A 26,441-nucleotide genomic window follows, 5' to 3' on the forward strand; every position below is an offset into this window, starting at 1 on the left:
GCGTCTTTTAATGCTGTTGGGCATAGTTACTCCAGATTCTGTATTTGCTCGCGCAATTGATCCACAACAGCCTTCAGGTCAAGCCCGATTGAAGTAATTGAAGCGGCATTGGCCTTGGAACAGAGCGTATTTGCTTCGCGGTTAAATTCCTGTGTCAGGAAATCGAGCTTGCGGCCGACGCCATTACCTTCCTTCAGAAGATCACGGGCGGCGGTGACATGCATTTCCAGCCGGTCAAGCTCCTCCTGGATGTCGGCCTTCGTTGCAAGGAACGCCGCTTCCATATGCAGCCGCGATTCATCCAATGCGGGAGCGGCGTCGAGCAGCAGCGAGACCTGTGCAGCAAGACGCGCGCGAACAGCATCGAACGAGCGGCTGGGATCAAGCCTTGCCTGTTCCACCAGCATCTCGATCGCAGCGATCTGCACCGTCAGAATCTCGCCAAGTGCCTTACCCTCCCCCTGGCGATTATGCGCCAATTGAATAAGCGTCTCGTCCAGAACGGCGAGGACTGCTTCTTCAAGCTTGTGCTGCTCTTCCGGTGCCGCGATCTCCTGCGGTGCCTCCAGGACACCACGGAGCGCCATCAGGCCTTCCGGCGTCGATGCCGCCAGTCCATAATCCTCACGCAGACGCGCCGCGATGGCAGCCAATTCCTTCAGAAGAGGCTCATTGATGATCGCCTTGGCAACACCGGCACTGCGGTCGATGGTGAGAGCTGCCTGAAAGTTGCCGCGCTTGAAATGCTGGCCGAAGAGTGCTCGGGCCCTCTGTTCGATCGTTTCAAGACCCGTGGGCCAGCGAAACCGCACGTCGAGACCCTTGCCGTTGACGGATTTGATTTCCCACGAGATTTGCACCCCGGCGCTGTTCCGGAGGTGACGGGCAAATCCCGTCATACTTTGCAACGACATGTCTACCCCCTGGAACAAAGGCTGAAGGCCTGAGCTCCGTCAGGCCTTTCCAGTATCAATTTCCGCTATCTGCGTCCGGCGATGCATTCTTGTCGCCGGTTGCTGCCTTGGCAGCTTCATCGAGGCGGTTTTTCTCGACCTCGCGCCACCGCTTCACATTATCATTGTGCTCGTCGAGCGTCTCGGCGAATACGTGTCCGCCAGTGCCATCGGCGACAAAATAAAGGTCCTTGGTCTGCGACGGATGAGCAACAGCTTCCAGCGCGTCACGACCGGGATTTGCAATAGGCCCAGGTGGCAGGCCATTGATCGTATAGGTGTTGTAAGGCGTCGGTCTCTCGAGATCGGACTTGAGAATCGGGCGGTCGGACGGTTTGCCCTTGCCACCAAACAGGCCGTAAATGATTGTCGGATCGGACTGCAGACGCATGCGCTTGTTCAAGCGGTTGATGAAGACGGCGGCGACACGCGGGCGCTCGTCTGCCTTGCCGGTTTCTTTTTCGACGATGGATGCAAGTGTCACGAAATCTTCGATGGTTTTCAACGGAGTCTTGGGATCGCGGCGCTCCCATATGTCTTCAACCAGCTTTTTCTGATCAGCCTGCATCTTCTTGATAAGTTCCTCGCGCGTTGTGCCGCGAGAAAAGCGCATCGTATTGGCGAAAAGCGAGCCTTCGCTCGGCATGACTGCAGGCAAATCGCCAACCAGCACGTCATCTTCACGCACGCGCTGGAAAATCTGCTCGACGGTGAGCCCCTCCGGAATTGTCAGAGAACGAAGGACCGATTTTCCGCTGCGCAAAAGATCCATTATCTCACGCATGGACGCGTGCGCCTTGATTTCATACTCGCCAGCCTTCATGTCACCCTGATGGCCGTAAGCCTGTACGCCATACTTGAAGACACGCGCATCGCTGATAATGCCACGCCTCTCCAGGCCATCGGCTATCTCAACGATGCCGGTACCGCTCTTGACGACGTAATTGGTTGTAACATCGGTAGGTCCAGGCTCGTTGAAGGCGAGCTTGCCGAAATAGACTGCGGCGGCGGCGGCGAGAACCACGAGCACGACGAGTGACAGCATGAAATTGGCAAAGACAACGATCTGGCTGCGAGCGCGGCGCGAGCGCCGCTTCGGCGCAGGTGGCGGTGTACCGGGTTCGGGACGCAAAGCTTCAGAGGCCGATTGCGGGACAATCGGCTTGCGATCCGCCACGTTGGCGGCGGCTGAACCGTTTGTCTCTTCAGACTGCTGATCTGAACTCACGCAAGCACCTCGGGGCATGATACCGGCTGATGCCGGTAGAATCGGGTGTGAATATGGCGAAAGCGCGAAAGCGCTTCCGCCACGAAATCAATCACTGTTGGTAACGCCGCATCACGAGCGAGGCGTTAGTGCCGCCAAACCCAAAGGAATTGGACAGCGCGATATCGATTTTGCGTTCACGCGGCTTGTGCGGAACCAGATCGATCTTGGTTTCCTTGGACGGCTTGTCGAGATTAATCGTTGCCGGAGCTATGTTGTCGCGGATCGCCAGTACACAGAAAATCGCCTCAGTCGATCCGGCAGCACCAAGAAGATGACCGATGGAAGACTTAGTGGACGACATCGAGATTTTCGACGCCGCATCGCCGACAACACGTTCGACGGCGCCAAGTTCAATCGTATCGGCCATCGTCGATGTGCCGTGCGAATTGATGTAATCCACATCGTCCGGCGTTATGCCCGCACGCTTCAAAGCCATTTCCATGGAGCGCTGTGCGCCCTCACCACTCTCCGATGGTGCGGTGATGTGGTAAGCGTCACCTGAAAGGCCATAGCCGATGATCTCGGCATAAATCCTTGCACCGCGAGCCAGGGCATGTTCCAGCTCTTCAAGAACGACAACGCCAGCACCCTCACCCATGACGAAACCATCACGGTCTTCATCGTAGGGCCTGGAAGCAGTTGTCGGATCATCATTGCGCGCAGTGGACAAGGCCTTGCAGGCAGCAAAGCCGGCTAGCGAAATGCGGCTGACTGGCGATTCTGTCCCGCCAGCGACCATTACGTCGGCGTCGCCGAAAGCAATCAAACGCGATGCATCACCGATAGCGTGCGCGCCGGTCGAACAAGCGGTAACGACCGCATGGTTCGGGCCGCGCAGCTTGTGCTTGATTGATACGTGGCCGGAAGCCAGATTGATCAGGCGGCCGGGAATGAAGAATGGTGAGATGCGCCGAGGACCCTTGTCGCGGAGCGTATAGCCCGCCTCGACAATGCCTTCGAGACCACCAATGCCGGACCCGATCAAAACACCGGTCCGTATCTGATCTTCATCGCTTTCCGGCGCCCACTTGGCATCCGCAAGCGCCTGGTCGGCAGCCGCGACAGCGTAAATAATGAAAGGATCGACCTTGCGCTGCTCCTTGGGCTCCATCCAATCGTCAGGATTGAATGTGCCGTCGGAGCCATCACCTACCGGAATACGGCATGCAATCTTGCAAGGCAGATCTTCAACTTCAAACTCCGTTACACGCCGGGCACCGCTCTGGCCGGCCAGAAGCCGCGACCAGGTGAGCTCTACACCGGATGCAAGAGGAGAAACCAGCCCAAGGCCGGTTATGACAACGCGCCTCATGGCAGATCCTTAACTATCAAATGCAACATGATTGGTTCCGGCCCAACACATGAACGAGCAAGGCTAAATACCTTATATCACGATCCATGTGCTGCAGGGCCGAACAAAAATCAGGCAGATGCTTTGTCGATGAACTTAACGGCATCGCCGACTGTCAGAATCGTCTCGGCAGCATCGTCGGGGATTTCGACGCCAAACTCTTCTTCAAAAGCCATCACGAGCTCGACAGTATCAAGGCTGTCGGCGCCCAGATCGTCGATGAAGCTCGCACCATCGGTGACTTTCTCGGCATCAACGCCCAGATGCTCAATAACGATTTTCTTGACGCGTTCTGCAGTATCACTCATGTGGAAACCTCAACCTGTTGTTTTTCCCAATGCCTTGGTTAGCGGCACGGATGACTCTAATCAAGCAATAAGATGGTTGTTCCGCCCTGTTTAACAGCTAAAACACCCACCCTCGCGGCTCTTTCCTTGCGGAATTGAAAGGGTATCAAATCGGTTTGATTGCCCAGACTGGTGCGCGACTTATCACGCTTTATTCGCGGCCTCAATCTCATAAATGTGATTGAGGCCAATACCCACCGATACCATCGGGTGCAATCGTGCAACCGGTGCATTCTGGATCAAATCATCACCATGCCGCCATTGACGTGGATGGTCTGGCCGGTAACGTAGGCGGCTTCATTGCTGGCGAGATAGACAACCGACGAAGCAATCTCGGCACCCGTGCCCATCCGGCGCATCGGAATGACCGACATGATGCCTTCCTTCTGCTTGTCGTTGAGCTTGTCTGTCATGGCCGATTCGATGAAACCGGGCGCCACACAATTGACGGTGACGTTGCGGCTGGCGATCTCCTGTGCCAGCGATTTGGAGAAGCCAATCAGCCCGGCCTTGGACGCGGCGTAGTTGGTCTGGCCGGGATTGCCGGTCACGCCCACCACAGAGGTGATGTTGATGATGCGGCCATAGCGGCGGCGCATCATGGGATGGGTTAGTTCGCGGGTCAGCCGGAAAACAGCTGTGAGGTTAACCTCAAGCACGTTATCCCAATCCGCATCGCTCATGCGCACGAACAGGCCGTCCTTGGTTATGCCGGCATTGTTGACGAGAATTTCAACGCCTTCGAGATCGGCTTCGGCCTTTTCGCCAAGCGCCTTGACCTCATCGCGATTGGAGAGATTAGCCGGGAAAATCTTGACCCGCTCACCAAGCTCGGCCGCCAAAGCTTCTAGCTTTTCGACACGGGTACCGTGAAGACCCACGATTGCGCCCTGTGCGTGGAGCGCGCGGGCGGTTGCCTCGCCAATACCACCTGTCGCACCCGTGATAAGAGCCTTGCGGCCTGTAAGATCAAACATTGCGCGTTCCTTTTTAAGCGTTCAAGGCAGCTACGGCCGCATCGATGTCTTCCGGGGTGCCAACGGCTATACCGGAAATGTCCTTGTTAATACGGCGCGCGAGACCAGTCAGCACTTTGCCGGCACCGATCTCGTAAAGTGTGGTCACACCGTTTTCGCCAAACCATTGTACCGTCTCGCGCCAGCGCACTTGCCCTGTCACCTGCTCGACCAGCAAGGCTGCGATTTCGTTCGCAGACTTGACGGGCGCAGCGCGGACATTGGCAATAAGCGGTACGACCGGATCGTTCTTGGTGACATTGGCCAGCGCTACCCGCATGGCTTCAGCGGCGGGCTCCATCAGAGCAGAATGAAAGGGGGCGGAAACAGGCAGCATGATCGCACGCTTGGCGCCTTTGGCTGATGCAAGCGCAGCAGCTGCCTCCACCGGCACTTTTGCGCCAGAAATGACCAACTGGCCGCCGCCATTGTCATTGGCGATCTGTACAGGTCCCTGCTTCGAGGCTTCGGCGCAAATGGCTTCAACGTCCTCATGTTCAAGGCCGATGATGGCGGCCATGGCGCCCTCGCCCGCTGGAACGGCCTTCTGCATGGCATTGCCGCGAATACGCAAGAGACGCGCCGTATCGGATAGAGAGAATGTGCCGGCTGCACAAAGCGCCGAATATTCGCCGAGAGAATGGCCGGCGACGAAGGCAACTTTGTTCTTGAAGGATACGCCCTTGGACTCCAGCACGCGAAACACGGCGATGGACACAGCCATAAGTGCGGGCTGCGCGTTGGCGGTCAGCGTCAAAGTGTCTTCCGGGCCCTCCCAGATGATCGAAGACAGCTTCTCCCCCAGCGCTTCGTCCACCTCGTCGAAAACAGCGCGAGCCTCCGGAAAACTCTCCGCCAAAACCTTGCCCATGCCGACAACCTGGCTTCCTTGACCCGGAAAGGTGAATGCAATGGACATAAGCTGCGCCTCCAGAGACTATGATCGTGCCAATCTGCCGCGCGATGTGCCTATCAGCAAGCGCGAAGTCAAGCTTTGATGCACAGTACGTCGCACCTGTCTTAAGACCAATTGATAGATTGATCGCTTTTCCAGGTTCGCTGCACAATGACAACGAAGTGGAGGAATGGTAATTTTGGTAAGCAGACGCCTTGAACAAATGCGTTGGAATCCGAAGGCTGACTGGCGCATTGAAAACGTACAGGCGGTTTGCAGGGAATTTGTTATTAAGTGTGAGCGATCTCGTGCCGGCAGCTCCCATTATAAAATCTCACATCCATCTCAGCATGAGATTTTGACGGTCCCTTTCAAAAGGCCAATCAAGGCCGTATATATAAAGAAATTCGTTGAATTTGTTGACGCTGTGAGGAAGTCAGATGGCCTATCGTAAGTATCCGGTGGTTGTTTCTCCTCTATCCGATGAGGATGGCGGCGGATTCGGTGCCTATGTGCCAGATCTACCTGGATGCATGAGCGATGGCGATACGCCTGAAGAGGCCGTACACAATGCATATGATGCGATCGAAGCATGGATCGAAGCGGCCAGCGCATTGGGACGCGATATTCCAGCACCGTCCCAAAAGCTCACGTTTGCCTGATTTACACAGTCAAATGCTCCTGTTCGGATAAAATTTCCAGCCGGGTTGCTTCTTTGAACATTTGCCCGTATAAGCCGCCCGTTCATTGCTCGGCGTCAGCTGGGGGCTGAACGGAGGGCCGGATTTCGATCCGTCGAAGCATAAAAGCTTCAGCCTCCCGTGTCTCCGCTCTCGATCGTCTCCATCAGCGTCCTTTCTTCCCCGGTCATCCGGCAGAGAGATTCGCAGAGGTTTACCGTTGATTCCGGGCAATATTAACGAAGAAAGGCAAAGACAATGGCTCTTTATGAACATGTGTTCCTTGCTCGACAGGACATTTCGCAGCAGCAGGTCGATGCGCTTGTAGAACAGTACAAGGGTATCATCGAGACCAATGGCGGCACAGTCGGGCGTGTTGAAAGCTGGGGACTTCGTGCCCTCACCTATCGCATCAACAAGAACCGCAAGGCGTACTACTCCCTGCTCAACATCACTGCTCCGGCAGCAGCTGTTGCAGAGCTTGAGCGTCAGCAGCGCATCAACGAAGACGTCCTGCGTTTCATGACGATCCGTGTTGACGAACACGAGGAAGGCCAGTCGGCCATGCTCGCTCGCCGTGACGATCGCCGCGACCGCGACGACAACAAGTTCGGAGGCCGCGATGACGACCGTCCGCGCCGTCCACGCCGTCCGCGTGACAACGAAGCCGGTGAAGGAGCAGAATAATGGTTGATATCAATCAGATCCCGACCCGCCGTCCGTTCCATCGCCGCCGCAAGACCTGCCCGTTCTCGGGTGCCAATGCGCCGAAGATCGACTACAAGGACGTAAAGCTCCTGTCGCGCTACATTTCCGAGCGTGGCAAGATCGTTCCTTCCCGTATCACGGCTGTCAGCCAGAAGAAGCAGCGCGAACTCGCCCAGGCGATCAAGCGTGCCCGTTTCCTTGGTCTGCTGCCTTACGTTGTAAAATAACAAGATCGAAGGCGGTGGATTTCGATCCGCCGCCTTCATTTCTCCATCCGCGATGGGCGCGGGTCTGGTGAACTAGAAAACCCAAGTTGAGGCACTGGTTTAAAAACCGCCTCTAACTGCTTCGGTAAGCAGGACAGCGAGCGAAATGAAACTGACTGCAAAAGATATTGGTGTTGGAGTGTTAGCGGGGCTTAGCGCCGCGCTGCTTTCGGTTGGTGTGATCACGCAATCGAGCCTCGCCATGGCGCTACTGCTGTTTTCGCCGCTACCGATCTTTGTAGCGGCTCTCGGCTGGGGTACGGCTGCCGGCTTGATTGCCGCCCTTTCCATGGCTGTCGCCGTCTCCGTACTTGCTGCGCCAATGGCCGCGCTGATCGTTGTCCTGATTACTGCACTTCCTGCTGCCGCAGCATCTTATTTTACCGGCCTTGCACGTCCTGCTGAAGAAATCGGCGGACCGAAAGACGTTACCGTCTGGTATCCGCTTGCTGATACCCTGCTGCGCCTCGCGCTGATCGTCGCTGCGAGCTTCATCGTCATCGGCGTGCTCGTCGGCTTTGGCGATGAACTTGCCGGCGAACTGGCGAAATCGCTGGGGCAGCAGCTTGCTGCCAGTAATCCTGAACTCGCTGCAAACGCGGATGTCGCGCAGAGCATGGCACTGTTTGTCGTGCGCGTCCTGCCTGCCCTGCAGCCGGCTGTATGGATGATGATGATCGTCGCCAACCTCTATCTGGCGCTGCGGCTGACTGCTGCATCTGGCAAGTTGCGCCGGCCGCACGATGATTGGCCGCGCGCGCTCCGCATGCCCCGCGCGGCGCTTATCATCTTCGCCATCGCCTGCGCTGCCTGCTTTTTGCCGGGCGGCATCGGCTATGCCGCGACAGCTATTGCCGGTGCGCTTGGTGCCGGTTTCACGATGGCGGGTTTCGCCATACTGCACGCGAGAACGCGCGGTGCGCCTTGGCGTCCTGTGGCGCTGTGGTTCGCTTATCTCGCGGTTCTGCTTTTCGCCTTTGTGCTCTTCCTCTTCCTTCTGGCCGGTCTGTTCGACACGTCGCGCAACGCACCGGTTTCGAGGGCTGCGAATACAACACCACCCAGCAACGACAATTAAACATTAGACTTGAAAGGATAATTCAAATGGAAGTCATTCTACTCGAACGTATCAGCCGCCTCGGCCAGATGGGCGAAACAGTCAAGGTAAAGGACGGCTTTGCCCGTAATTTCCTGCTGCCACAGGGCAAGGCTCTTCGTGCCAACGAAACCAACAAGAAGAAGTTCGAAGGCCAGCGCGCTCAACTTGAAGCACGCAACCTCGAACGCAAGACCGAAGCACAGGCGATCGCCGAAAAGCTCGACGGCAAGTCGTTCATCGCCGTTCGTTCGGCTGGCGAAACCGGTCAGCTTTACGGTTCAGTTTCGACACGCGATATCGCCGATCTGATTACTGCCGAAGGTTTCTCGATCAATCGCAATCAGGTCGAACTGAACACGCCGATCAAGACCATCGGACTTCACAAGATCGTTTTGACACTTCATCCAGAAGTCGAGGCAACGGTTACCGTCAATATTGCTCGTACGGCAGAGGAAGCCGAGCGTCAGGTAAAGGGTGAAAATCTTACATCCGCTGAAGCGATCTACGGTATTGAAGAAGTTCCGCTTGCGGACGAATTCTTCGATGAAGACGAAGACGGCGAAGAAAACGCCTGATCTTTCTTCGATAGATCATTCTTTCGAATGATCTCATCAACATTTTGAAAGTACCCGGCAGCAATGCCGGGTATTTTTTTGCTTTTCAGGAACAAAAAAACGATTAGATTTGTTTGTCCTACCACGCCCGACCACGGCTCACCTCCCGAGCCCCACAATGGCCGAGCTCTATCGTCAATGATGGAGATTGTTCATGAATGCCATACTTAAAGCCGCGCTTTCGCGGATGATCTATACGGGTACCCTGATCATAATTGACTCTTCCGGCAAGTCGCAAACGTTCGGCGATGGAACCGGCGAACCTATGCGCTTCCGCATCAACAGCGCTGCGGCGGAGCGGAAAATCGCCTTCGACCCGTCGCTGCATTTTCCCGAAGCCTATATGAACGGCGATATTGATGTTCTGGATGGTGATATTTATGACGTTCTGAAGATCATCTTCGAGAATACCGGGGCGACCGTCGCCAAGGAACCCTGGATGCTGGCGATCGAGGGAATCCGCCGCGCGACCCGCCGCCTGTACCAGATGAACACCCTGACCCGCGCCTCCAGCAACGTGCAGCGGCACTACGATCTCTCGGAAGACCTCTATAAGTTATTTCTCGATACGGACATGCAATATTCGTGTGCCTATTTTGAACGGCCGGATGCAACGCTGGAAGAAGCGCAACTGGCGAAAAAACGTCACATCGCAGCCAAACTACTGATCGAAAAGGGCCACAAGACGCTCGATATCGGCTGCGGCTGGGGCGGTCTCGGAATTTACCTCGCCAAGCATCTCGAAGCCAATGTCACCGGCGTGACGCTGTCGCAAGAACAGCACGGCATTGCCAACAAGCGGGCATTTGACGAAGGCCTGACTGCGCAAGCACAATTCAACTTGCAGGACTACCGCACCATCGAAGAAAGCTTCGACCGGATTGTGTCAGTCGGCATGTTCGAACACGTCGGTATCGGGCATTTCCCGGAATATTTCCAGCACACGGCCCGGCTGCTGAAAAAGGATGGCGTATTCCTCCTGCACTCAATCGGGCGTTCCGACGGCCCGTCCTATACCAATGCTTTCATTCAGAAATACATATTCCCGGGCGGCTATATTCCGGCGCTTTCGGAAGTCCTTCCGCACATCGAAAAGGCTGGTCTGGTGATCACCGACATCGAGATTCTCCGACTGCACTATGCGGATACGCTGCGTATCTGGCGGCAGCGTTTCATGGAGAATCGCGAAAAAGCCAAGGCGATCTATGATGAACGCTTCTGCCGCATGTGGGAGTTCTATCTCGCAGCCTCCGAGGCGGCTTTCCGCTGGCAAAACCTGGTGGTGTTCCAGATCCAGCTGGCACACCGGCAAGAAGCCGTGCCGCTGACGCGGAATTATATCGAGAAGGAAGAAAAGCGGCTCAAGCGGCTTGAATGCGAGCGCAGTTCGGCAAACAGCCAGGTCGAAACGAAAGAATCGGTGGCAGGTCGGTAACGCCCCTTCTCTAGACGGGAGTGAAACTCCACTTAACCCCTTCTCCGTCATCCTCACACTAGACCAGAGGATGACGGGGATTGCGTTGAGGTGATCAGCGCGAAAACGCCCCTTAGAACATCGCTTTTTCAGCGCGACTCACGGTATAGTCGACCGTCAGAGTCAAGCGACAGGTTTTCTTATCCGCATCTGTGTGAATTGCGGTGATAAGGGCAAATCTGCAACGCTATAATTTTCCCCACTGGGCCATAGTGATCGGAGAACGGGAAAATACGAAATGGCTGAAGCTACGGTACGCAAGATCAACGAGGCGCGGGATACACTTTACCGCGAGGCCCCGAACAATATCGAGGCTGAACAGGCCTTACTGGGGGCTATTCTCGTCAATAATGACGCGTTCTACCGTGTTTCCGACTTTCTGAAGCCGACCCATTTCAACGAACCGCTGCATCGCAAGATTTTCGAAGTCTCATCCGATATGATTCGCATGGGCAAGATGGCGAATCCGGTGACGCTGAAGACGTTTCTGCCCGCCGACGCCAAGATCGGCGAAATGACGGTGATGCAATATCTTGCCCGCCTCGCTGCGGAAGCCGTGACCATCATCAACGCCGAGGACTACGGCCGGGCGATCTATGATCTCGCCACCCGCCGCGCGCTGATCACCATCGGCGAAGACATGGTCAACATCGCCTATGACGCGCCGGTCGATGTGGCGCCGCAAGGTCAGATCGAGGATGCGGAACGGCGCCTGTTCGAACTCGCTGAAACCGGCCGCTACGATGGCGGCTTCCAGACCTTCACCGATGCGGTCAAGACCGCCGTCGACATGGCCAATGCTGCCTTCATGCGCGACGGCCATCTTTCCGGCGTTTCGACCGGCATTCGCGCACTCGATGCGCGCATGGGCGGTCTGCAGCCGTCCGACTTGATCGTCCTCGCCGGACGTCCAGGCATGGGCAAGACCTCCCTTGCCACCAACATTGCCTTCAACATTGCCGCCGCTTATGAACCGGAGCAGTTGGCCGATGGCACTTTCAAAGCAAAGAATGGCGGCGTCGTCGGCTTCTTTTCGCTCGAAATGTCGTCGGAACAGCTGGCGACGCGTATTATTTCCGAGCAGTCGGAAATAAGTTCATCGAAAATTCGTCGCGGTGAAATCAGTGAAGCCGATTTCGAAAAGCTCGTTGCCTGTTCGCAGCACATGCAGAAAGTGCCTCTTTACATCGACCAGACCGGCGGTATTTCGATTGCCCAGCTTGCCGCACGGGCGCGGCGTCTGAAGCGCCAGCGCGGGCTCGACGTTCTGGTCATTGATTATATTCAGCTGATGCAGGGCTCCTCCAAGCGCGCGTCGGAAAACCGCGTGCAGGAAATTACCGAAATCACCACGGGCCTGAAAGCGCTCGGCAAGGAACTGAACACGCCGATCATCGCCCTCTCCCAGCTATCGCGTCAGGTCGAAAGCCGCGAAGACAAACATCCGCAGCTTTCCGATTTGCGCGAATCTGGGTCGATCGAGCAGGACGCCGACGTGGTACTTTTCGTTTATCGCGACGAATATTACATCAAGAACAAGGAGCCGAAGGTCGGGACTGAAGAGCACTTCAAATGGCAGGCTGATCTCAACGAAGCGACGGGCAAGGCAGAAGTCATCGTTGCCAAGCAGCGTCACGGCCCGACAGGCACGGTAAGGCTGGCATTCCAGGCAGAATTTACCCGCTTTACCGATCTCGCCGAAGATTCGCATCTTCCTGAACGGTTCGAGTGAGCCTTTGACTGCAAAAAAGCCTCAGATCATCACAACCGGTGCAGATCCTCGACTCGCCGGTGCGCGGTTAACAATCGATCTCGATGCGCTTGCCGCCAATTGGCTATTCCTCGCCGAAAAGTCGAAACCCGCACAGGCCAGTGCCGTGGTCAAGGCGGACGCCTATGGCCTCGGCATTGTGCATGTCGTACCGGCGTTGTGGCAGGCTGGATGCCGCACATTCTTTGTCGCGCTGGCCGAGGAGGGTCTACGGGTAAAAGCTGTTGCGCCTGATGCGCGGGTATTCGTGCTCAACGGTTTTTTCGCTGATGCATTTTCCGCCTATGAGCAATCGGACCTCATCCCCGTCCTCGGCTCGCTGCATGAACTCGGTCTGTGGAAGAGCCGGAATACCAACCGCAAGGACAAGCTTCCCTTTGCGCTGCATGTGGATACCGGTATGAACCGTCTCGGCCTTACCCTGGCCGAAGCCTTGGCTTTCGCGGCTGACGTGCGGAACCAAAAGCCGGTTCTGCTGATGACGCATCTCGCAACGGCTGATGATCAGGCGCATGCGTTGAACCGGAAACAATTCGAATCATTTCAAATGCTTCGCGTGACTTTTGCAGGAATTGAATCAAGTATTGCCAATTCGCCGGGAATTTTTCACGCAGGAATCGGCGAATATGAACTCAGCCGCCCCGGCGTTGCCATGTATGGCGGCGAACCATTCTCAGGCGCCGCCAACCCCATGCGTCCCGTGGTGACGCTGGAAGCGCGCATCGTGCAAATCCGTACTGGTCTGAAAGGCGAGACTGTAGGCTATGGCGCCACGGCGACGCTGAAACGCGACACACGTATCGCCATTTGCTCGGTGGGCTACGCGGATGGCTATCTGCGTTCCGCATCGGGTAGCGGCGTGCCTCTGCGTAACGCTGTGCCCAACGGCGGAGAAGGCTTTATTGCGGGCAAGAAAGTGCCGATCATCGGGCGGGTTACCATGGACCTCACGTCCTTCGATATCACCGGGCTTGCTGAAAAAGCTGTCAAGCCGGGTGACTATATTGAGCTGATTGGACCGAATATCGCACTTGATGATGCCGCCCGCGCCGCAGGCACGATCGGATATGAGTTGCTTACCAACCTTGGGAACCGCTATCACCGCCGGTATCTCAAATCCGAAAGCAATTAATGGCCAAGGCTAGAATTCAATTCATCTGCCAAAACTGCGGTGCCGTACACACGCGCTGGGCAGGCAAGTGCGATGAATGCGGCGAGTGGAACACACTCGTTGAAGAAGGCACGTCCGGCGGCATCGGCAGCGGACCGGGCAAATTGTCGGGCCGCAAGGGTCGCGCGGTGGCACTGACCACACTCTCCGGCGAAATCGAGGACGCACCGCGCATCCAGTCGGGCATTGGCGAACTCGATCGCGTTACCGGTGGAGGATTCGTTCGCGGTTCGGCAATTCTTGTTGGTGGCGATCCCGGCATCGGCAAATCCACATTGCTTACCCAGGCGGCAGCTGCTCTCGCACGCAAAGGCCATCGTGTAGTCTATGTTTCCGGTGAGGAGGCCGTCGCACAAATCAGGCTTCGAGCCCAACGGTTGCATGCGGCCGACACGGATGTGCTGCTTGCCGCTGAAACCAATGTCGAAGACATTCTGGCCACCATCTCCGATTCGAAGCGGCCGGATCTGATCATTATCGATTCGATCCAGACGTTGTGGACCGATGCAGCCGATTCAGCGCCGGGCACGGTGACGCAGGTGCGGGCTGGCGCCCAGGCCATGATCCGTTACGCCAAACAGACCGGCGCAGCGGTTGTTCTCGTCGGCCATGTGACCAAGGATGGCCAGATTGCCGGGCCGCGCGTCGTCGAACATATGGTCGATGCAGTGCTCTATTTCGAAGGTGAAGGCGGCCATCATTACCGCATCCTTCGGACGGTGAAGAATAGGTTTGGCCCTACCGACGAAATTGGGGTGTTTGAAATGTCGGACCTGGGTTTGCGCGAAGTCGCCAATCCTTCCGAGCTTTTCCTGGGTGAACGCAATGATAAATCGCCCGGAGCAGCGGTTTTTGCGGGTATGGAAGGCACGCGTCCGATTCTCGTTGAAATCCAGGCGCTCGTTGCACCCTCCACGCTCGGGACACCCCGGCGCGCAGTTGTGGGCTGGGATGGTAACCGGCTGTCGATGATTCTCGCCGTGCTCGAAGCACATTGCGGCGTAAGGTTCGGACAGCACGATGTTTACCTCAATGTGGCCGGCGGATATCGAATAACCGAGCCTGCAGCTGACCTTGCAGTTGCATCTGCACTGGTTTCCTCAATTGCCGGTATTGCCCTTCCCGCAGATTGCGTCTATTTCGGCGAAGTCAGTTTATCTGGTGCGGTTCGCCCGGTGGCGCATGCTGTGCAGAGGCTGAAGGAAGCAGATAAGCTTGGGTTCAAGCAGGCTGTTCTTCCCAAGGGAAGCAACGACGTGGCAAAGAACGGCAATGCTCGTCTGACCGAGACCGCCTCGCTGCCGGACCTTGTGGCCCGGATCGCGGCGTCGGGACCGGGTAAAAGACAACGCGACGACTGATATGGGGACGAAAATAAAATGCCGATAACGTTGCTTGACGGAATTCTATTGGGCATCACCCTCGTTTCAGCGGTCCTTGCCATGGTGCGCGGCTTTTCCCGCGAGGTTTTGTCGGTGGTTTCCTGGGCGGCCGCGGCAGCCGCTGCCTATCTGTTCTACAAGCCAGTTATTCCGTTCCTCGCGCCCTATATCAGCAATGACACGATTGCGCAGATTGCAGCGGCCGGTCTGGTCTTCATCGTTACACTGATTGTTGTATCGATCATCACCATGAAGATCGCTGATTTCATCATCGACAGCCGTATCGGCGCTCTGGATCGCACGCTCGGCTTTCTCTTCGGTGCGGCGCGCGGCATTCTCCTTGTCGTTGTCGCCATGCTGTTCTTCAATTGGCTGGTTCCTGAAAATCAGCCGGCATGGGTCGGTCAGGCAAAATCCAAGCCAATGATCGACCAACTTGGTGCAAAACTGATTGGTTTGCTGCCGGAAGATCCCGAATCAACCATCCTCAATCGCCTGAAGCCGGGTACGACTGCTTCCCCGGATGCGGCGCCGGATGGCACGACGACGCCGGAACCGAAAGAAGACATTCCGCCGGAGGGGTCGACAAACCAGCCGTAATACGGTTCGAAGAACACAACTGCGTCAATATTGGCATCTATCAGGCCTTGGCGTTTACTTGGTAATGCTCCATATAGTGTGGCATAATGCAAAACAGGCACGATTGACTCTGCGGCGAAAGGCTGGCGGCAATGACCGACATTTCTCGTGACGATACTCAATTGATGTCCCTCGATGACGACACACTGCATGAAGAGTGCGGTGTGTTTGGCATTTTGGGGCATCCCGACGCAGCAACTCTGACTGCGCTCGGGCTGCACGCCCTGCAGCATCGCGGACAGGAAGCAGCCGGTATCGTCTCCTATGATGGCCGCCAGTTCTGTTCCGAGCGCCGCATGGGTCTCGTCGGCGACCACTACACCAACCCGGCCACCCTCGCGCAGCTGCCCGGCGACAGGGCGATTGGCCATGTACGCTATTCGACGACTGGCGATACGGTCCTGCGCAATGTTCAGCCGCTTTTGGCCGAACTTGAAGTCGGCGGCATTGCCATTGCTCACAACGGCAATTTCACCAATGGCCTGACCTTGCGCCGCCAGCTTATTGCCGATGGCGCTATCTGTCAGTCCAACTCCGATACGGAAGTCGTACTGCATCTCATCGCCCGTTCGCGCCACGCTTCTTCGAGCGACCGCTTCATCGACGCGATCCGCCAGATGGAAGGCGGTTACGCGATGCTCGCCCTCACCCGCACCAAGCTTATCGCTGCGCGCGATCCTATCGGCATCCGTCCGCTGGTGATGGGTGACCTCGATGGCAAGCCGATCTTTGCTTCCGAAACCTGTGCGCTCGACATTATCGGTGCGAAATTCGTACGTGATATCGAGAACGGCGAAGTGGTAGTTTGCGAGATACAGGCTGATGGTTCCATCAGTATCGATACATACAAGCCGCAGAATCCCAAGCGCGAACGGCTTTGCCTGTTTGAATACGTTTACTTCGCCCGTCCAGACTCGGTCGTCGGTGGACGCAATGTCTACACTGCCCGTAAGAACATGGGCATCAATCTCGCCAAGGAAGCACCACTCGAGGCCGATGTGGTTGTTCCGGTTCCGGACGGCGGCACCCCAGCAGCCATTGGCTTTGCACAGGCAAGCGGCATTCCCTTCGAGCTTGGCATTATCCGCAACCATTATGTCGGCCGGACATTCATCGAGCCAACCCAGTCGATCAGAGCTTTTGGCGTGAAGCTGAAGCACTCGGCTAATCGTGCCGTCATCGAGGGCAAGCGCGTCGTGCTTGTGGACGATTCCATCGTGCGTGGCACGACGTCGGTCAAGATCGTGCAAATGATCCGCGATGCCGGCGCGCGCGAAGTGCATATCCGCGTTGCCAGCCCGATGATCTTCCACCCGGATTTCTACGGCATCGACACGCCGGATGCGGACAAGCTTCTCGCTAACCAATATGCGGACCTTGACGCGATGTGCGACTATATCGGGGCGGATTCCCTGGCCTTCCTGTCGATCGACGGCCTGTACAAAGCCGTCAGCGGCGCTCCCCGCGATCCACGCTCGCCGCTCTTTACCGACCACTACTTCACTGGCGACTATCCCACACGGCTTCTCGACAAGGATGGTACGAGCAACGTTCGCCAGTTCTCGCTTCTTGCTAACAACGGTTAATTTTCCATGATTTCTGACGGCAGTTTTCGGCTGGACGGCAAGCTTGCGCTTGTTACCGGCGCATCCCGTGGCATTGGCTATTCTCTCTCCAAAGAACTCGCTGCACGCGGCGCCCATGTCATTGCCGTTGCCCGCACAGTGGGCGGTCTTGAAGAACTCGACGACGAGATCAAGGCGGCAGGCGGAACCGCAACGCTGGTTCCCTTGGACCTCACCGACATGCCCGCTATCGATCGTCTAGGCGGTTCCATTCATGAGCGCTGGGGCAAGCTCGATATCATGGTCGCCAATGCAGGCGTTCTTGGAACGATTTCGCCGATCGGACACGTGGAGGCAAAAGTCTTCGACAAGCTGATGGCGATCAATGTTTCCAGTGTCTGGCGCCTGATCCGCACAACAGACCCGCTTCTGAAGCTTTCTGACGCGGGCCGCGCAATCCTGCTGTCGTCGGGCGTTGCACACACGGCACGCGCCTATTGGGGCCCCTATGCAGCCTCCAAGGCCGCTGTGGAAATGATGGCGCGCACCTGGGCGGAAGAAACACGCCAGACACGGCTGCGCGTTAATTCCGTCAATCCCGGTGCAACCCGTACCGCTTTGCGCGCGCAGGCCATGCCCGGCGAAGATCCCGAAACGCTGCCAACACCGGCAGAGGTTGCAGCAAAGATCGCCCTCCTCTGCGATCCAGCACTCGATGCGACCGGCAAGCTCTACGATGTGCGTGCCGGAAAATTGCTGAGCTATAACGATCCGAGCTAACCCACGAGGCGGATGATCTTTTCGACCTTCTCGTTTGCGACAGAAGCCCGGGCACGCCATGCCTTTGGACTCACGCCTGTCACACGAAGGAACTCGCGGTTGAAATTCGACTTCGTCTGAAAGCCGGCATCGAACATGATCCGCGTGATCGGCTCGTCTGTGTCAGCGAGCGAACGGCAAGCCTCTCGCACCCTGTAATCATTCACATATTGCGAGACGCTCATCGATTTGACGCGGTTGACCGCATTGGAGACTTGCCGGACCGATAGGCCCATTTTGCGGGCAAGCCGGTTCAAATTGAGATCTACATCGCGGTAGAGCACGCGCGATTGCATCAATCCGTCGAGAGAGGCTGCTATTTCCGTATCTTCAGCGCTTGGCTGATTTGCGCTTTCCCTCTCCTCTGGCTCGTCATCAGCCGACGATTGGCTTGCACCCGCGACGGTTGCGGCTGTGCCCAGAACCAGCAAGGCGAGCACGTTGGCAATGGCAACAATCTGGCCGGAATGAATGCCGCCGGACCGCGCAAAGTCCAGGCTGATAACGATATCGATCACAGCGGAACCAACTATGGCAAAGGCTGTGACCTGCAAGGCGCGGTGCGAGTTGATCACCCCGTCGAGCCGCGACGAGGCAAGTGCATCCGGACCTGCCGATGCCAGCCATGTGAGCGCGGCACCGTAGCCCGCAAAGATCAGGATAAGCACGAGAGAGATTGGCGCGGGCCAGAACGCGACCAGTGCGGCCACCAGCAATGGTGGGAGCGCGTGCAGCCACAGTAGAGGCCGCTTTGAAGGAGATCGTCCGGTACGCAAGCCCTCGAAGCTGAGCCAGGCCAGTGACGCGATAGCTGCTGCAAGCACAGCCTGCACTGGCAGCACTTCCCGCAAGCCGTAGCCCCACCGCAAACCAATGACCATCGATTGCAGGGCATACACAGCGATCAAGCTGAAGAAAAACGGATTCAAAACAGTCACTTCCCGCCGTCTGATCATCTGGATCAGAAGGATGAAAAGCAGCAAGGCAACGACAAAGGGCAACGGAACAAAGATCATGGCAATTAACCAGCGAATTGTGAACGCCACTATGTCCTGAATTGCAATCGCGGACGACCTGAAATGCAATCAAGGTCGAAAATACCGCAAGCATACAGCTTCCTGAGGTCAGCGCTGACGATAGCGCCCAACCTCAGGAGAACATGATGCCCGGCTTTTTTGCTTCGTTGATACTGCTTTTCACAACGCTTACGCCAGTTGCGGCAAGCGCCGAACCGAGCAAGCCGCTCGACATGGCAAACATCAAAACGGTCGCCATAACCGGCGAGGCAAGCCGGGTCGAGTTTACCACCACGGACACGCAGCCCTACGCAGCAAGTATCGTCGGCAATCGATCCGGCTGGTTTTCGAACTGGTATTCGATCTGGTTTTCCAATGAGTGCGAAACGGGCACCTCGGCCGAGCTGAAAGATCAAACTCTGCTGATCCATGTCGTCGATGCTCCACTGCTTAGTCTTTCCGATTGTGAAGTACGCATCCACATCAACCTGCCTAAAAATGGCGATGTGGACATAGAGCAACACGCGCTCATAGCCCGCTTTTCAGGCGACTATCGTGGCATTCGCATTAAAGGCAATGCAGCTGATTTCTCGCTGGATGGGTATGCATCGAGCCTCGATATCAAAGGCGATGCAGTCCGCAGCAACATGCGGTTCGACCGGACGAACAACAGCGAGACAATCAGGCTGGATTCGCATGCTTTGGATGCGACCTTCAGCTTCGTCAAGGATACGCCCATCAGTTACGTGATCGATGCCAAGGCCTCGTTCATCGACAGCAAGCGCGAAAGCACGCCCGGAGCAAAGCCGTCAATCGAGATCAAGAGTGAATATGTACGCGCCACGATCCGGTAGGTCATGTCCCATAAGCATTCATTTCCACACGAGAAAACGATGGAGATTTCAATGAAATTCTGGACCATACTTTGTGCTGCCGCCGTTTCCACTGTGGCAATGCTACAAATCGCTCGGGCCGACGTTAGCGTTGGCGTTCGTCAAATCCTTGCCCCCTCGAAAGAGCGAGGCGTCAATCTCGATGTGACCGTTTGGTATCCAGCGCAAGCAGGTGGTGAAAAGGTCATTCTTGGTGAGAATGCATTTTTCACGGGAACGCCCGCCATGCGTGATGCCCCAATCTCTGAGGGAAGGTTTCCGCTCATCCTGCTTTCACATGGTGCTGGGCTAGCGGGCAGCGCGCAAGCTTTGAGCTGGATTGCAACACCGTTAGCCAGACAGGGGTTTGTTGTTGCCGCTCCTACGCATCCGGGGAATACGGGTAAAAATAAATCTGCAGCCGAAACTATGAAGCTCTGGTTGCGGCCTGCCGATCTCACGGAAGCCTTGAATACAATACAGAAGGAAGATTTTTTCCAGAATCACCTTGATCAAGACGAAATTGCTGCTCTTGGTCTTTCGATGGGTGGTAACACAGCTTTGGCAATTGCGGGGGCTCGCGTAAACCCGCAACTCCTCGCAGGCTATTGCGATACAAACTTGCTCAATCCTTCTCTTTGTGGGTGGGTCAGACAAAGCGGCGTTGATCTTCACGCTATGAATTTGCAACCCGCCGGCCGTGACAATAAAGATGATCGCATTCGGTTTGCGATGGCGATTGATCCTGCCCCATCCGATATCTTTGACTTCAAAAGCTTTGCCAGCATTAAAATTCCGGTTGATATCATTAATCTTGGACGACCGGGCGAAATTCCCCCTACCCTACAAGCCTCCTGGATCTCAAAAGCCATTTCAAATGCGAGGTATGCAGTGATCGAAGATGCAAGCCATTATAGCATGTTTGCCGAATGCAAACCCGGCGCTCACGACATTCTCAAGGCAGAGAAGATAGACGATCCGCTTTGCGATGACGGCGGCGGGCGATCCCGCGCGCAAATTCATGCTCAACTGGTCAGTATGATCACCGACGCCTTTAACCGTACGCTTAAGGCCGATCAGTGATGCACTATGGTTCCGGCGTCAGACGGTGGTTTCGGAACCAGCACTTTCCGCATTTGCCAAGGCGGCGCGATCCGCCGCCTCGTACCGCTTCCACGCCCGTGCACTGAATGGCAGCGTGATGAAGAAGGCGATAGTCGTCAGTGTCAGCGTTTGCCACGTGTAGCTCATCAGGAATGCCACGTAGACCACAATGAACAGGAAGGTTGGCATGACCCAGTCGGAGCGCAGCTTCGTGCCTGCAGCCTTACCGCTGTAGACCGGCAGGCGGCTGATCATCAGGACAGCGACACCGACGGTATAGGCGGATGCGGCAAATGCGAGTGTACGGGTGGGAGCGAGACCGAGAAAGCCGAGATAGACCGGCAGCATGACGAGCATCGCCCCTGCAGGAGCCGGTACACCCGTGAAGAAGTTGTTCTGCCAGAGCGGTTTGCCGACCACGTCGAGCATCACGTTGAAACGCGCAAGGCGCAGGCAACAAGCAATGCAGTACAGAAGCGCAGCTATCCAGCCAAAGGAGCGCGCCTGATCGAGCATATAGGCGTAGAGCACCAGCGCTGGCGCGACGCCGAAATTGACGATGTCGGCGAGCGAATCCATCTGGGCGCCGAATTTCGTCGACCCCTTCATCATACGGGCAATGCGGCCGTCGATGCCGTCGAGAAACGCAGCCAACAGGACCATGGAAACAGCCAGCTCAAAGCGGTTCTCGAAGGCCAGCCGGATACCAGTCAACCCGGCGCATATCGCGAGAACCGTGATGACATTGGGCGCGAGATAGCGCATGGGAATCCGCCGGCCAATCGGCTCGGCTGTCTGCGGCTTCTCGTCAAACAATGGATCGACTTCGGTCTCGGTCATACGCCCTGCCTCAACTGATCCGGACCAGCGGAGCGCTTGCCGCGCCACCGAACTCAGCAATGACGGATTCGCCGCCAACCGCAGTCTGGCCGATCGCAACGCGCGGCGTAAAGCCCTCCGGCAGGTAAACATCCACGCGCGAGCCAAAGCGGATGAGACCGAACCGCTCTCCAATCGAAATGGCAGTGTTTTCATCGGCCCAGCAGACAATACGGCGCGCCACCAGCCCGGCGATCTGCACAACGGCCACCTTGCCGTTCGGGCTGTCGATCAAAAGGCCATTGCGTTCGTTCTCGGCGCTGGCCTTGTCGAGCTCGGCGTTAAGGAACTTGCCCGGCTTGTGCACGATCGTTGTTATCCGGCCGCGTACCGGGGCGCGGTTGATGTGGCAGGAAAAGACATTCATGAACACCGATATCCGCGTCATCTCCTTGTCGCCCAAGCCTAGCTCGCGCGGCGGGATAGCAGGTCCCACGGCCGAAACGATACCATCCGCCGGACTGATGACCAGCTTGTCATCTGTTGGTGTGACACGCTGCGGGTCGCGGTAGAAGTAGCTGCACCAGGCCGTAAGAATGAGGCCGATCCAAAACAACGGTTCCCAGAAATAGCCAAGGATTACCGTCGCTCCGGCAAACCCGGCGATGAACGGATAACCCTCCTTGTGGATGGGCACCAAGGTGTTGCGTATGGAATCGACAAGACTCATTTATTTGTTCCTGATTGTGCCGGCAGCTCATGTTCCATGAATTGGCAATCGCGCCAACGGAATTTGCGCGTTACTTATCGGAGAATTGGATATGGAGCAAACCCTTCACGCCGGCAGAGCAGGCTTTCCACGGACGATGACGCCAAGGTCGTCTTCCGCCTGTACGCGGCGCAAACGCTCTTCAGCTTCTGTAGCCTCGCGCTGACGGTTCCACATGGAGGCATAGAGCCCCCTCTTGGCCAAAAGCTTCGCATGGGTGCCACGCTCGGCAATCACTCCATCCTTCAGGACAATGATGTCATCAGCCCCAATGATGGTAGAAAGCCGATGGGCTATGACCAATGTCGTGCGGTTGCGGCTGACAAGATCAAGCGCGGACTGAATTTCATGTTCGGTGGCGCTATCGAGCGCCGATGTCGCCTCATCCAGGATCAGAATAGGCGGCGCTTTCAGTATAGTCCTGGCGATTGCCACGCGCTGCTTTTCGCCGCCGGAAAGCTTAAGTCCGCGCTCTCCCACCATGGCGTCATAGCCTTCAGGCAATGTCTCGATAAAAGGCCCAATCTGTGCCAACTCAGCCGCATTGCGCATTTCGACCTCGGTCGCGCTGATGCGGCCATAGCGGATGTTGTAGGCGATGGTATCATTGAAGAGGACGGTATCCTGCGGAACCATGCCGATGACAGATCGCAAGCTATCCTGGGTCACGTCACGGATATCCTGGCCATCGATCGTGATCGACCCGCTCTGAATGTCATAGAAGCGGAACAACAGGCGCGACAGGGTCGACTTGCCTGCACCCGATGGCCCAACGATAGCTACGGTCTTGCCTGCGGGAACTTCGAAGCTGACGCCCTTCAGGATGGGGCGCTTGGGATCATAGGCGAACTGCACATTGTCGAAACGCACGGCACCTCGTTCGATCACCAGCGCCTTGGCGTTCGGCCTGTCCATCACTTCCTGTTCGACGTCGAGAAGATCGAACATCTGCTCGATATCCGTCAGGCCCTGACGCACTTCGCGATAAATGAAGCCGATAAAGTTGAGCGGGACGGACAGCTGCATCAGCATCGCATTGATGAAAACAAAATCGCCGAGTGTCTGCGTTCCGGCAAGCACCTCCCTGCCCGACATGATCATCATGACCGCCATGCCGATGCCGAAAATCACCGCTTGTCCGAAATTGAGCCAGCCGAGCGAAGTCCAGATGCGCGTCGCCGAAATCTCGTAACGCGCCATGGCAGCATCGAAGCGGCCGGCCTCCATATTCTCATTGCCGAAATATTTGACGGTTTCATAGTTCAGCAGCGAGTCGATCGCCTTGGAATTGGCATCCGTATCGGATGCGTTCATGTCGCGGCGAATGCCAATTCGCCAGTCGCTCGCACGCACGGTGAACCACGTATAGAGCCAGACCGTCGCAACAACGACCGCCAGATAAGACATACCATAGGTGACGGCGAAAATGACGGCGGTCATGAGGAACTCGATGATCGTCGGCGCCGTGTTCAAAATGGTGAAGCGGACAATGGTTTCGATGCCCTTCGTTCCGCGCTCGATGATACGCGAAAGGCCACCGGTACGGCGTTCCACATGGAAACGCAAAGACAATTCATGCATATGAACGAAGGTCTTATAGGCGAGTTTTCGCACGGCATATTGGCCGACACTGGCGAAAAGCGCATCGCGCAGCTGGTTGAGACCGGCCTGCACGATACGCGCCACATTATAGGCCGCCACGAGCATGAGCGGACCGACGAGAAGTGCCGGTATCAGATCAGAGGCCTCGAATTTACCATTCAGCGCATTTGTCGCCCATTTGAAGAAATAGGGAACGAGGATCAGGACCACCTTGGAGATGATCAGGTAGACGGAAGCCCAAACAACCCGCATTCTTAAATCGGGGCGTTCCATCGGCCACATATAGGGCCAGAGATTACGAATGGTCTGAAGGGTCTTTCCAGACTCGTCTGAGACAGTTTTATTGGCCACTGTTAATCCTTGAAGGCAATTTCGAGCACGGGCAACGACAGCGTTTCCCCGATGGTTGTTGTGTCTGGCGCACAGCAAAGGCTGGCCATGTCGCTCACGAGGGCGGCGACATTGGCAAATGCTGCAGGATTGATGCTGTAATGGGAGCTCTGGCCGGATTGCTTGTAATGAACAAGACCGGCATCGACTAGAATTTTCAGATGTTGCGACACGGTCGATTGCGCCAGATCAAGCCCGGCGACGATATCCTTGCAGCACGAAGCGTCCAGGCATGCGAGCTGACGGATGATGCGTAACCGCGCTGGATGTGCCAACGCGGCAAGAGTGCGCGCTGTATCTGCATCAGAATGATGTTGGAATGTACCTGTGCATTTCATCGTTCATCGGCGATAAACGATATAACTTTCCAGCGCAAGGGGAAAATGCAATCGGACTTTTCCGAAAAACGGGATTCTACAGCCCGTCTTTTCTATTGAGCCTCGGGTTTATCTTTTTCCGGCAAGGCAAAGACCTGACCTGGGAAAATCATATCCGGATTACGGATCTGTTCCTTGTTGGCCAAATAGATAGTCGTGTAACGCATGCCAGCGCCATAGGTGCGGCGAGAAATCTGCCAAAGACTGTCACCGCGGCGGATAATCACCGATCCATCGACATTCTGCAGGGGTGTGCCCGCATCTGCGACATGCGGCGCCTGTCCGTCGGTTTGCGAAGTAACGGCACCAGTCTCGGCCTGTGTGTCGGCGCCGGGAGTTGCCGCTGCGACGGCCGAGACGCGCTCGCCAGCCTCACGCTTGAACGGAACAGCGGCTCTGGCCACGACCGTCACGCCATCCTTGCCCAGCATGTCGGCACGAATGATATAGTCGCCGACGGCCAACTGCTGAACAGTCTGTACCAGAAACCGGCCATTGGGCGCTGTCTTCGTCGTTCCAAGCAGAGCGGAATTTGCATAGACCTTGACCGTCGATCCTGCCTGGGCAGTACCGGCGATGAAAATCTTGTTGCCTTCTATCTCGACTGCTTCCACAGCGATGAGTGCTTTCTCAGCGGGTGGCACGACCGGCTTGTCACCCTTGGGCGCGGCAACTGTCGTTGGCTGGGTGGTTGCCGAAGACGCGGACTCCACCGGCTCAGGCTTTGTAATCATGCGGCTTGGCTGGCCGGATTGTTCGACAAGAGCCAATACCTGACCAGTCTCTGACTCCGGAATAGAAACTATCGCCGTCTCGAGTGAGGTCATGGAACTGCCGTCTTGTGTTGTCGAACGCAAGACGAGCTGGTAGTCGCCTGGCTTCAGCGGTTGGTCCAGCGCGATAACGAAATCACCATTCTCCGTCGATTTGGTTGTGCCGATGACACTCGAGCGCGACAGGAGGTCAACCGTCGCATTTTTTGCAGCGTTGCCGGCAATGACAATTGTGCCTGATGGATCGACGCGCAAAACATCGAAGGTAGGGGCGCCATTCGCCTCACTTTGAGGCACGGCTGGAGCAGACTGTCCGGATGCAACGTTGGTATCAGGTACGGTCGTCAAAGGCTGAATTTGAGATTCGGAATTTGTCGCGGGTGCGGCAGGCTGTGGCTGTGCAGTTCCACTCATCACAGAGGCCGGTTGCTCCACAGCCGGCTTACCCGGCATCAGACCTACATAGGCTGCGACAAGACCGGCCGCAACGACAGTACCAAATCCCAAAAGCGCAAATTTATTCTCGAACATCGTTCCCCGATCCTATTGTTCCTTTTGCTCTAGCGCCTTTTCTGTCACGCTACAAGAAAACCCTTTAGATTCAGACCCATTCTTTCGACGTACGATAAAGAAGCCGGCATATGAAACTTTTGTCGCATTTGTACCGACTTGACGTTTTGTGATGTGCAAGGCACCACT

At 56.4% G+C, this 26,441-nt stretch carries 26 protein-coding genes; 14 read left to right on the forward strand and 12 right to left on the reverse strand.

Going from position 1 to position 26,441, the window contains the following annotated elements; genetic code table 11:
- Positions 1–26: 26 nt before the first annotated feature.
- The 6 genes from ACSQ3H_RS18810 to fabD all read right to left on the reverse strand — a co-directional run bounded on the left by ACSQ3H_RS18810 (position 27) and on the right by fabD (position 5,856).
- Positions 27–914, reverse strand: coding sequence for a YicC/YloC family endoribonuclease (locus ACSQ3H_RS18810; protein ID WP_436118439.1), 888 nt, complete (start codon positions 912–914; stop codon positions 27–29).
- 55 nt (positions 915–969) lie between these two features.
- Entirely contained in the window at positions 970–2,181 is a 1,212-nt protein-coding gene (mltG, locus tag ACSQ3H_RS18815; RefSeq protein ID WP_436118440.1) for an endolytic transglycosylase MltG, read from the reverse strand.
- Positions 2,182–2,272: 91 nt separating this feature from the next.
- Positions 2,273–3,535 (reverse strand): beta-ketoacyl-ACP synthase II, encoded by a 1,263-nt coding sequence (fabF, locus tag ACSQ3H_RS18820; RefSeq protein ID WP_436118441.1) that lies wholly within the window; start codon positions 3,533–3,535, stop codon positions 2,273–2,275.
- A gap of 110 nt (positions 3,536–3,645) precedes the next feature.
- Positions 3,646–3,882, reverse strand: a complete 237-nt coding sequence (locus tag ACSQ3H_RS18825) for an acyl carrier protein (protein WP_091880344.1) — start codon at positions 3,880–3,882, stop codon at positions 3,646–3,648.
- Positions 3,883–4,160: 278 nt separating this feature from the next.
- A complete protein-coding gene (gene fabG, locus ACSQ3H_RS18830) occupies positions 4,161–4,898 on the reverse strand; it encodes a 3-oxoacyl-[acyl-carrier-protein] reductase (protein ID WP_436118442.1) in 738 nt (245 codons plus the stop codon).
- A gap of 13 nt (positions 4,899–4,911) precedes the next feature.
- Positions 4,912–5,856, reverse strand: a complete 945-nt coding sequence (gene fabD, locus ACSQ3H_RS18835; RefSeq protein ID WP_436118443.1) for an ACP S-malonyltransferase — start codon at positions 5,854–5,856, stop codon at positions 4,912–4,914.
- A 416-nt stretch (positions 5,857–6,272) separates the two neighbouring features.
- Here fabD and ACSQ3H_RS18840 point away from each other — a divergent pair, with 416 nt between their 5' ends.
- From ACSQ3H_RS18840 to ACSQ3H_RS18895, 12 genes are all read left to right on the forward strand, one after another.
- Positions 6,273–6,494 carry a type II toxin-antitoxin system HicB family antitoxin gene (locus ACSQ3H_RS18840; RefSeq protein WP_436118444.1) on the forward strand — a complete coding sequence of 74 codons (222 nt, stop codon included), beginning with the start codon at positions 6,273–6,275 and terminating at the stop codon, positions 6,492–6,494.
- Between the two features lie 276 nt (positions 6,495–6,770).
- On the forward strand, positions 6,771–7,199 hold the full coding sequence (rpsF, locus tag ACSQ3H_RS18845) for a 30S ribosomal protein S6 (RefSeq protein ID WP_436118445.1): 429 nt from the start codon (positions 6,771–6,773) through the stop codon (positions 7,197–7,199).
- The gene (gene rpsR / locus ACSQ3H_RS18850) at positions 7,199–7,447 is read left to right on the forward strand and encodes a 30S ribosomal protein S18 (protein ID WP_008128538.1); all 249 of its coding nucleotides are present in this window, start codon (positions 7,199–7,201) and stop codon (positions 7,445–7,447) included. Before rpsF ends, rpsR begins: the two co-directional genes overlap by 1 nt.
- Positions 7,448–7,592: 145 nt before the next feature.
- Positions 7,593–8,564 (forward strand): DUF2232 domain-containing protein, encoded by a 972-nt coding sequence (locus ACSQ3H_RS18855; RefSeq protein WP_436118446.1) that lies wholly within the window; start codon positions 7,593–7,595, stop codon positions 8,562–8,564.
- A gap of 26 nt (positions 8,565–8,590) precedes the next feature.
- Complete coding sequence (gene rplI / locus ACSQ3H_RS18860; protein WP_436118447.1) at positions 8,591–9,160, forward strand: 50S ribosomal protein L9; 570 nt, start codon at positions 8,591–8,593, stop codon at positions 9,158–9,160.
- A 193-nt stretch (positions 9,161–9,353) separates the two neighbouring features.
- Complete coding sequence (locus ACSQ3H_RS18865; RefSeq protein ID WP_436118448.1) at positions 9,354–10,634, forward strand: class I SAM-dependent methyltransferase; 1,281 nt, start codon at positions 9,354–9,356, stop codon at positions 10,632–10,634.
- A 277-nt stretch (positions 10,635–10,911) separates the two neighbouring features.
- A complete protein-coding gene (locus tag ACSQ3H_RS18870; protein WP_436118449.1) occupies positions 10,912–12,405 on the forward strand; it encodes a replicative DNA helicase in 1,494 nt (497 codons plus the stop codon).
- Between the two features lie 4 nt (positions 12,406–12,409).
- Positions 12,410–13,576 carry an alanine racemase gene (gene alr / locus ACSQ3H_RS18875; protein WP_436118450.1) on the forward strand — a complete coding sequence of 389 codons (1,167 nt, stop codon included), beginning with the start codon at positions 12,410–12,412 and terminating at the stop codon, positions 13,574–13,576.
- Positions 13,576–14,976 (forward strand): DNA repair protein RadA, encoded by a 1,401-nt coding sequence (gene radA, locus ACSQ3H_RS18880; protein WP_436118451.1) that lies wholly within the window; start codon positions 13,576–13,578, stop codon positions 14,974–14,976. The genes alr and radA overlap by 1 nt, the downstream gene beginning before the upstream one ends.
- Before the next feature lie 18 nt (positions 14,977–14,994).
- Complete coding sequence (locus ACSQ3H_RS18885; RefSeq protein WP_436118452.1) at positions 14,995–15,597, forward strand: CvpA family protein; 603 nt, start codon at positions 14,995–14,997, stop codon at positions 15,595–15,597.
- Positions 15,598–15,728: 131 nt separating this feature from the next.
- Positions 15,729–17,222, forward strand: coding sequence for an amidophosphoribosyltransferase (purF, locus tag ACSQ3H_RS18890; RefSeq protein WP_436118453.1), 1,494 nt, complete (start codon positions 15,729–15,731; stop codon positions 17,220–17,222).
- A 6-nt stretch (positions 17,223–17,228) separates the two neighbouring features.
- Entirely contained in the window at positions 17,229–17,981 is a 753-nt protein-coding gene (locus ACSQ3H_RS18895) for an SDR family NAD(P)-dependent oxidoreductase (protein WP_436118454.1), read from the forward strand.
- Here ACSQ3H_RS18895 and ACSQ3H_RS18900 read toward each other — a convergent pair.
- A complete protein-coding gene (locus ACSQ3H_RS18900) occupies positions 17,978–19,036 on the reverse strand; it encodes a helix-turn-helix domain-containing protein (protein ID WP_436118455.1) in 1,059 nt (352 codons plus the stop codon). The two genes, ACSQ3H_RS18895 and ACSQ3H_RS18900, sit on opposite strands and share 4 nt — an antisense overlap.
- 143 nt (positions 19,037–19,179) lie before the next feature.
- On the opposite strand from ACSQ3H_RS18900, the gene ACSQ3H_RS18905 reads away from it, so the two are divergent.
- Entirely contained in the window at positions 19,180–19,890 is a 711-nt protein-coding gene (locus tag ACSQ3H_RS18905; RefSeq protein ID WP_436118456.1) for a hypothetical protein, read from the forward strand.
- A 51-nt stretch (positions 19,891–19,941) separates the two neighbouring features.
- On the forward strand, positions 19,942–20,991 hold the full coding sequence (locus ACSQ3H_RS18910) for an alpha/beta hydrolase family protein (RefSeq protein WP_436118457.1): 1,050 nt from the start codon (positions 19,942–19,944) through the stop codon (positions 20,989–20,991).
- An 18-nt stretch (positions 20,992–21,009) separates the two neighbouring features.
- On the opposite strand, the gene pssA is transcribed toward ACSQ3H_RS18910, so the two are convergent.
- The 5 genes from pssA to ACSQ3H_RS18935 form a co-directional block, all read right to left on the reverse strand.
- Positions 21,010–21,777 carry a CDP-diacylglycerol--serine O-phosphatidyltransferase gene (pssA, locus tag ACSQ3H_RS18915; RefSeq protein WP_436119495.1) on the reverse strand — a complete coding sequence of 256 codons (768 nt, stop codon included), beginning with the start codon at positions 21,775–21,777 and terminating at the stop codon, positions 21,010–21,012.
- An 85-nt stretch (positions 21,778–21,862) separates the two neighbouring features.
- Positions 21,863–22,561, reverse strand: a complete 699-nt coding sequence (locus ACSQ3H_RS18920) for a phosphatidylserine decarboxylase (RefSeq protein WP_436118458.1) — start codon at positions 22,559–22,561, stop codon at positions 21,863–21,865.
- Between the two features lie 105 nt (positions 22,562–22,666).
- Positions 22,667–24,484, reverse strand: coding sequence for an ABCB family ABC transporter ATP-binding protein/permease (locus ACSQ3H_RS18925; protein WP_436119496.1), 1,818 nt, complete (start codon positions 24,482–24,484; stop codon positions 22,667–22,669).
- Between the two features lie 71 nt (positions 24,485–24,555).
- Positions 24,556–24,930 carry an ArsR/SmtB family transcription factor gene (locus ACSQ3H_RS18930; RefSeq protein WP_436118459.1) on the reverse strand — a complete coding sequence of 125 codons (375 nt, stop codon included), beginning with the start codon at positions 24,928–24,930 and terminating at the stop codon, positions 24,556–24,558.
- A gap of 92 nt (positions 24,931–25,022) precedes the next feature.
- Positions 25,023–26,273, reverse strand: a complete 1,251-nt coding sequence (locus tag ACSQ3H_RS18935) for a LysM peptidoglycan-binding domain-containing protein (RefSeq protein WP_436118460.1) — start codon at positions 26,271–26,273, stop codon at positions 25,023–25,025.
- Positions 26,274–26,441: the final 168 nt, after the last annotated feature.

Source organism: Phyllobacterium sp. LjRoot231, assembly GCF_964253365.1.
Lineage (GTDB): Bacteria > Pseudomonadota > Alphaproteobacteria > Rhizobiales > Rhizobiaceae > Phyllobacterium.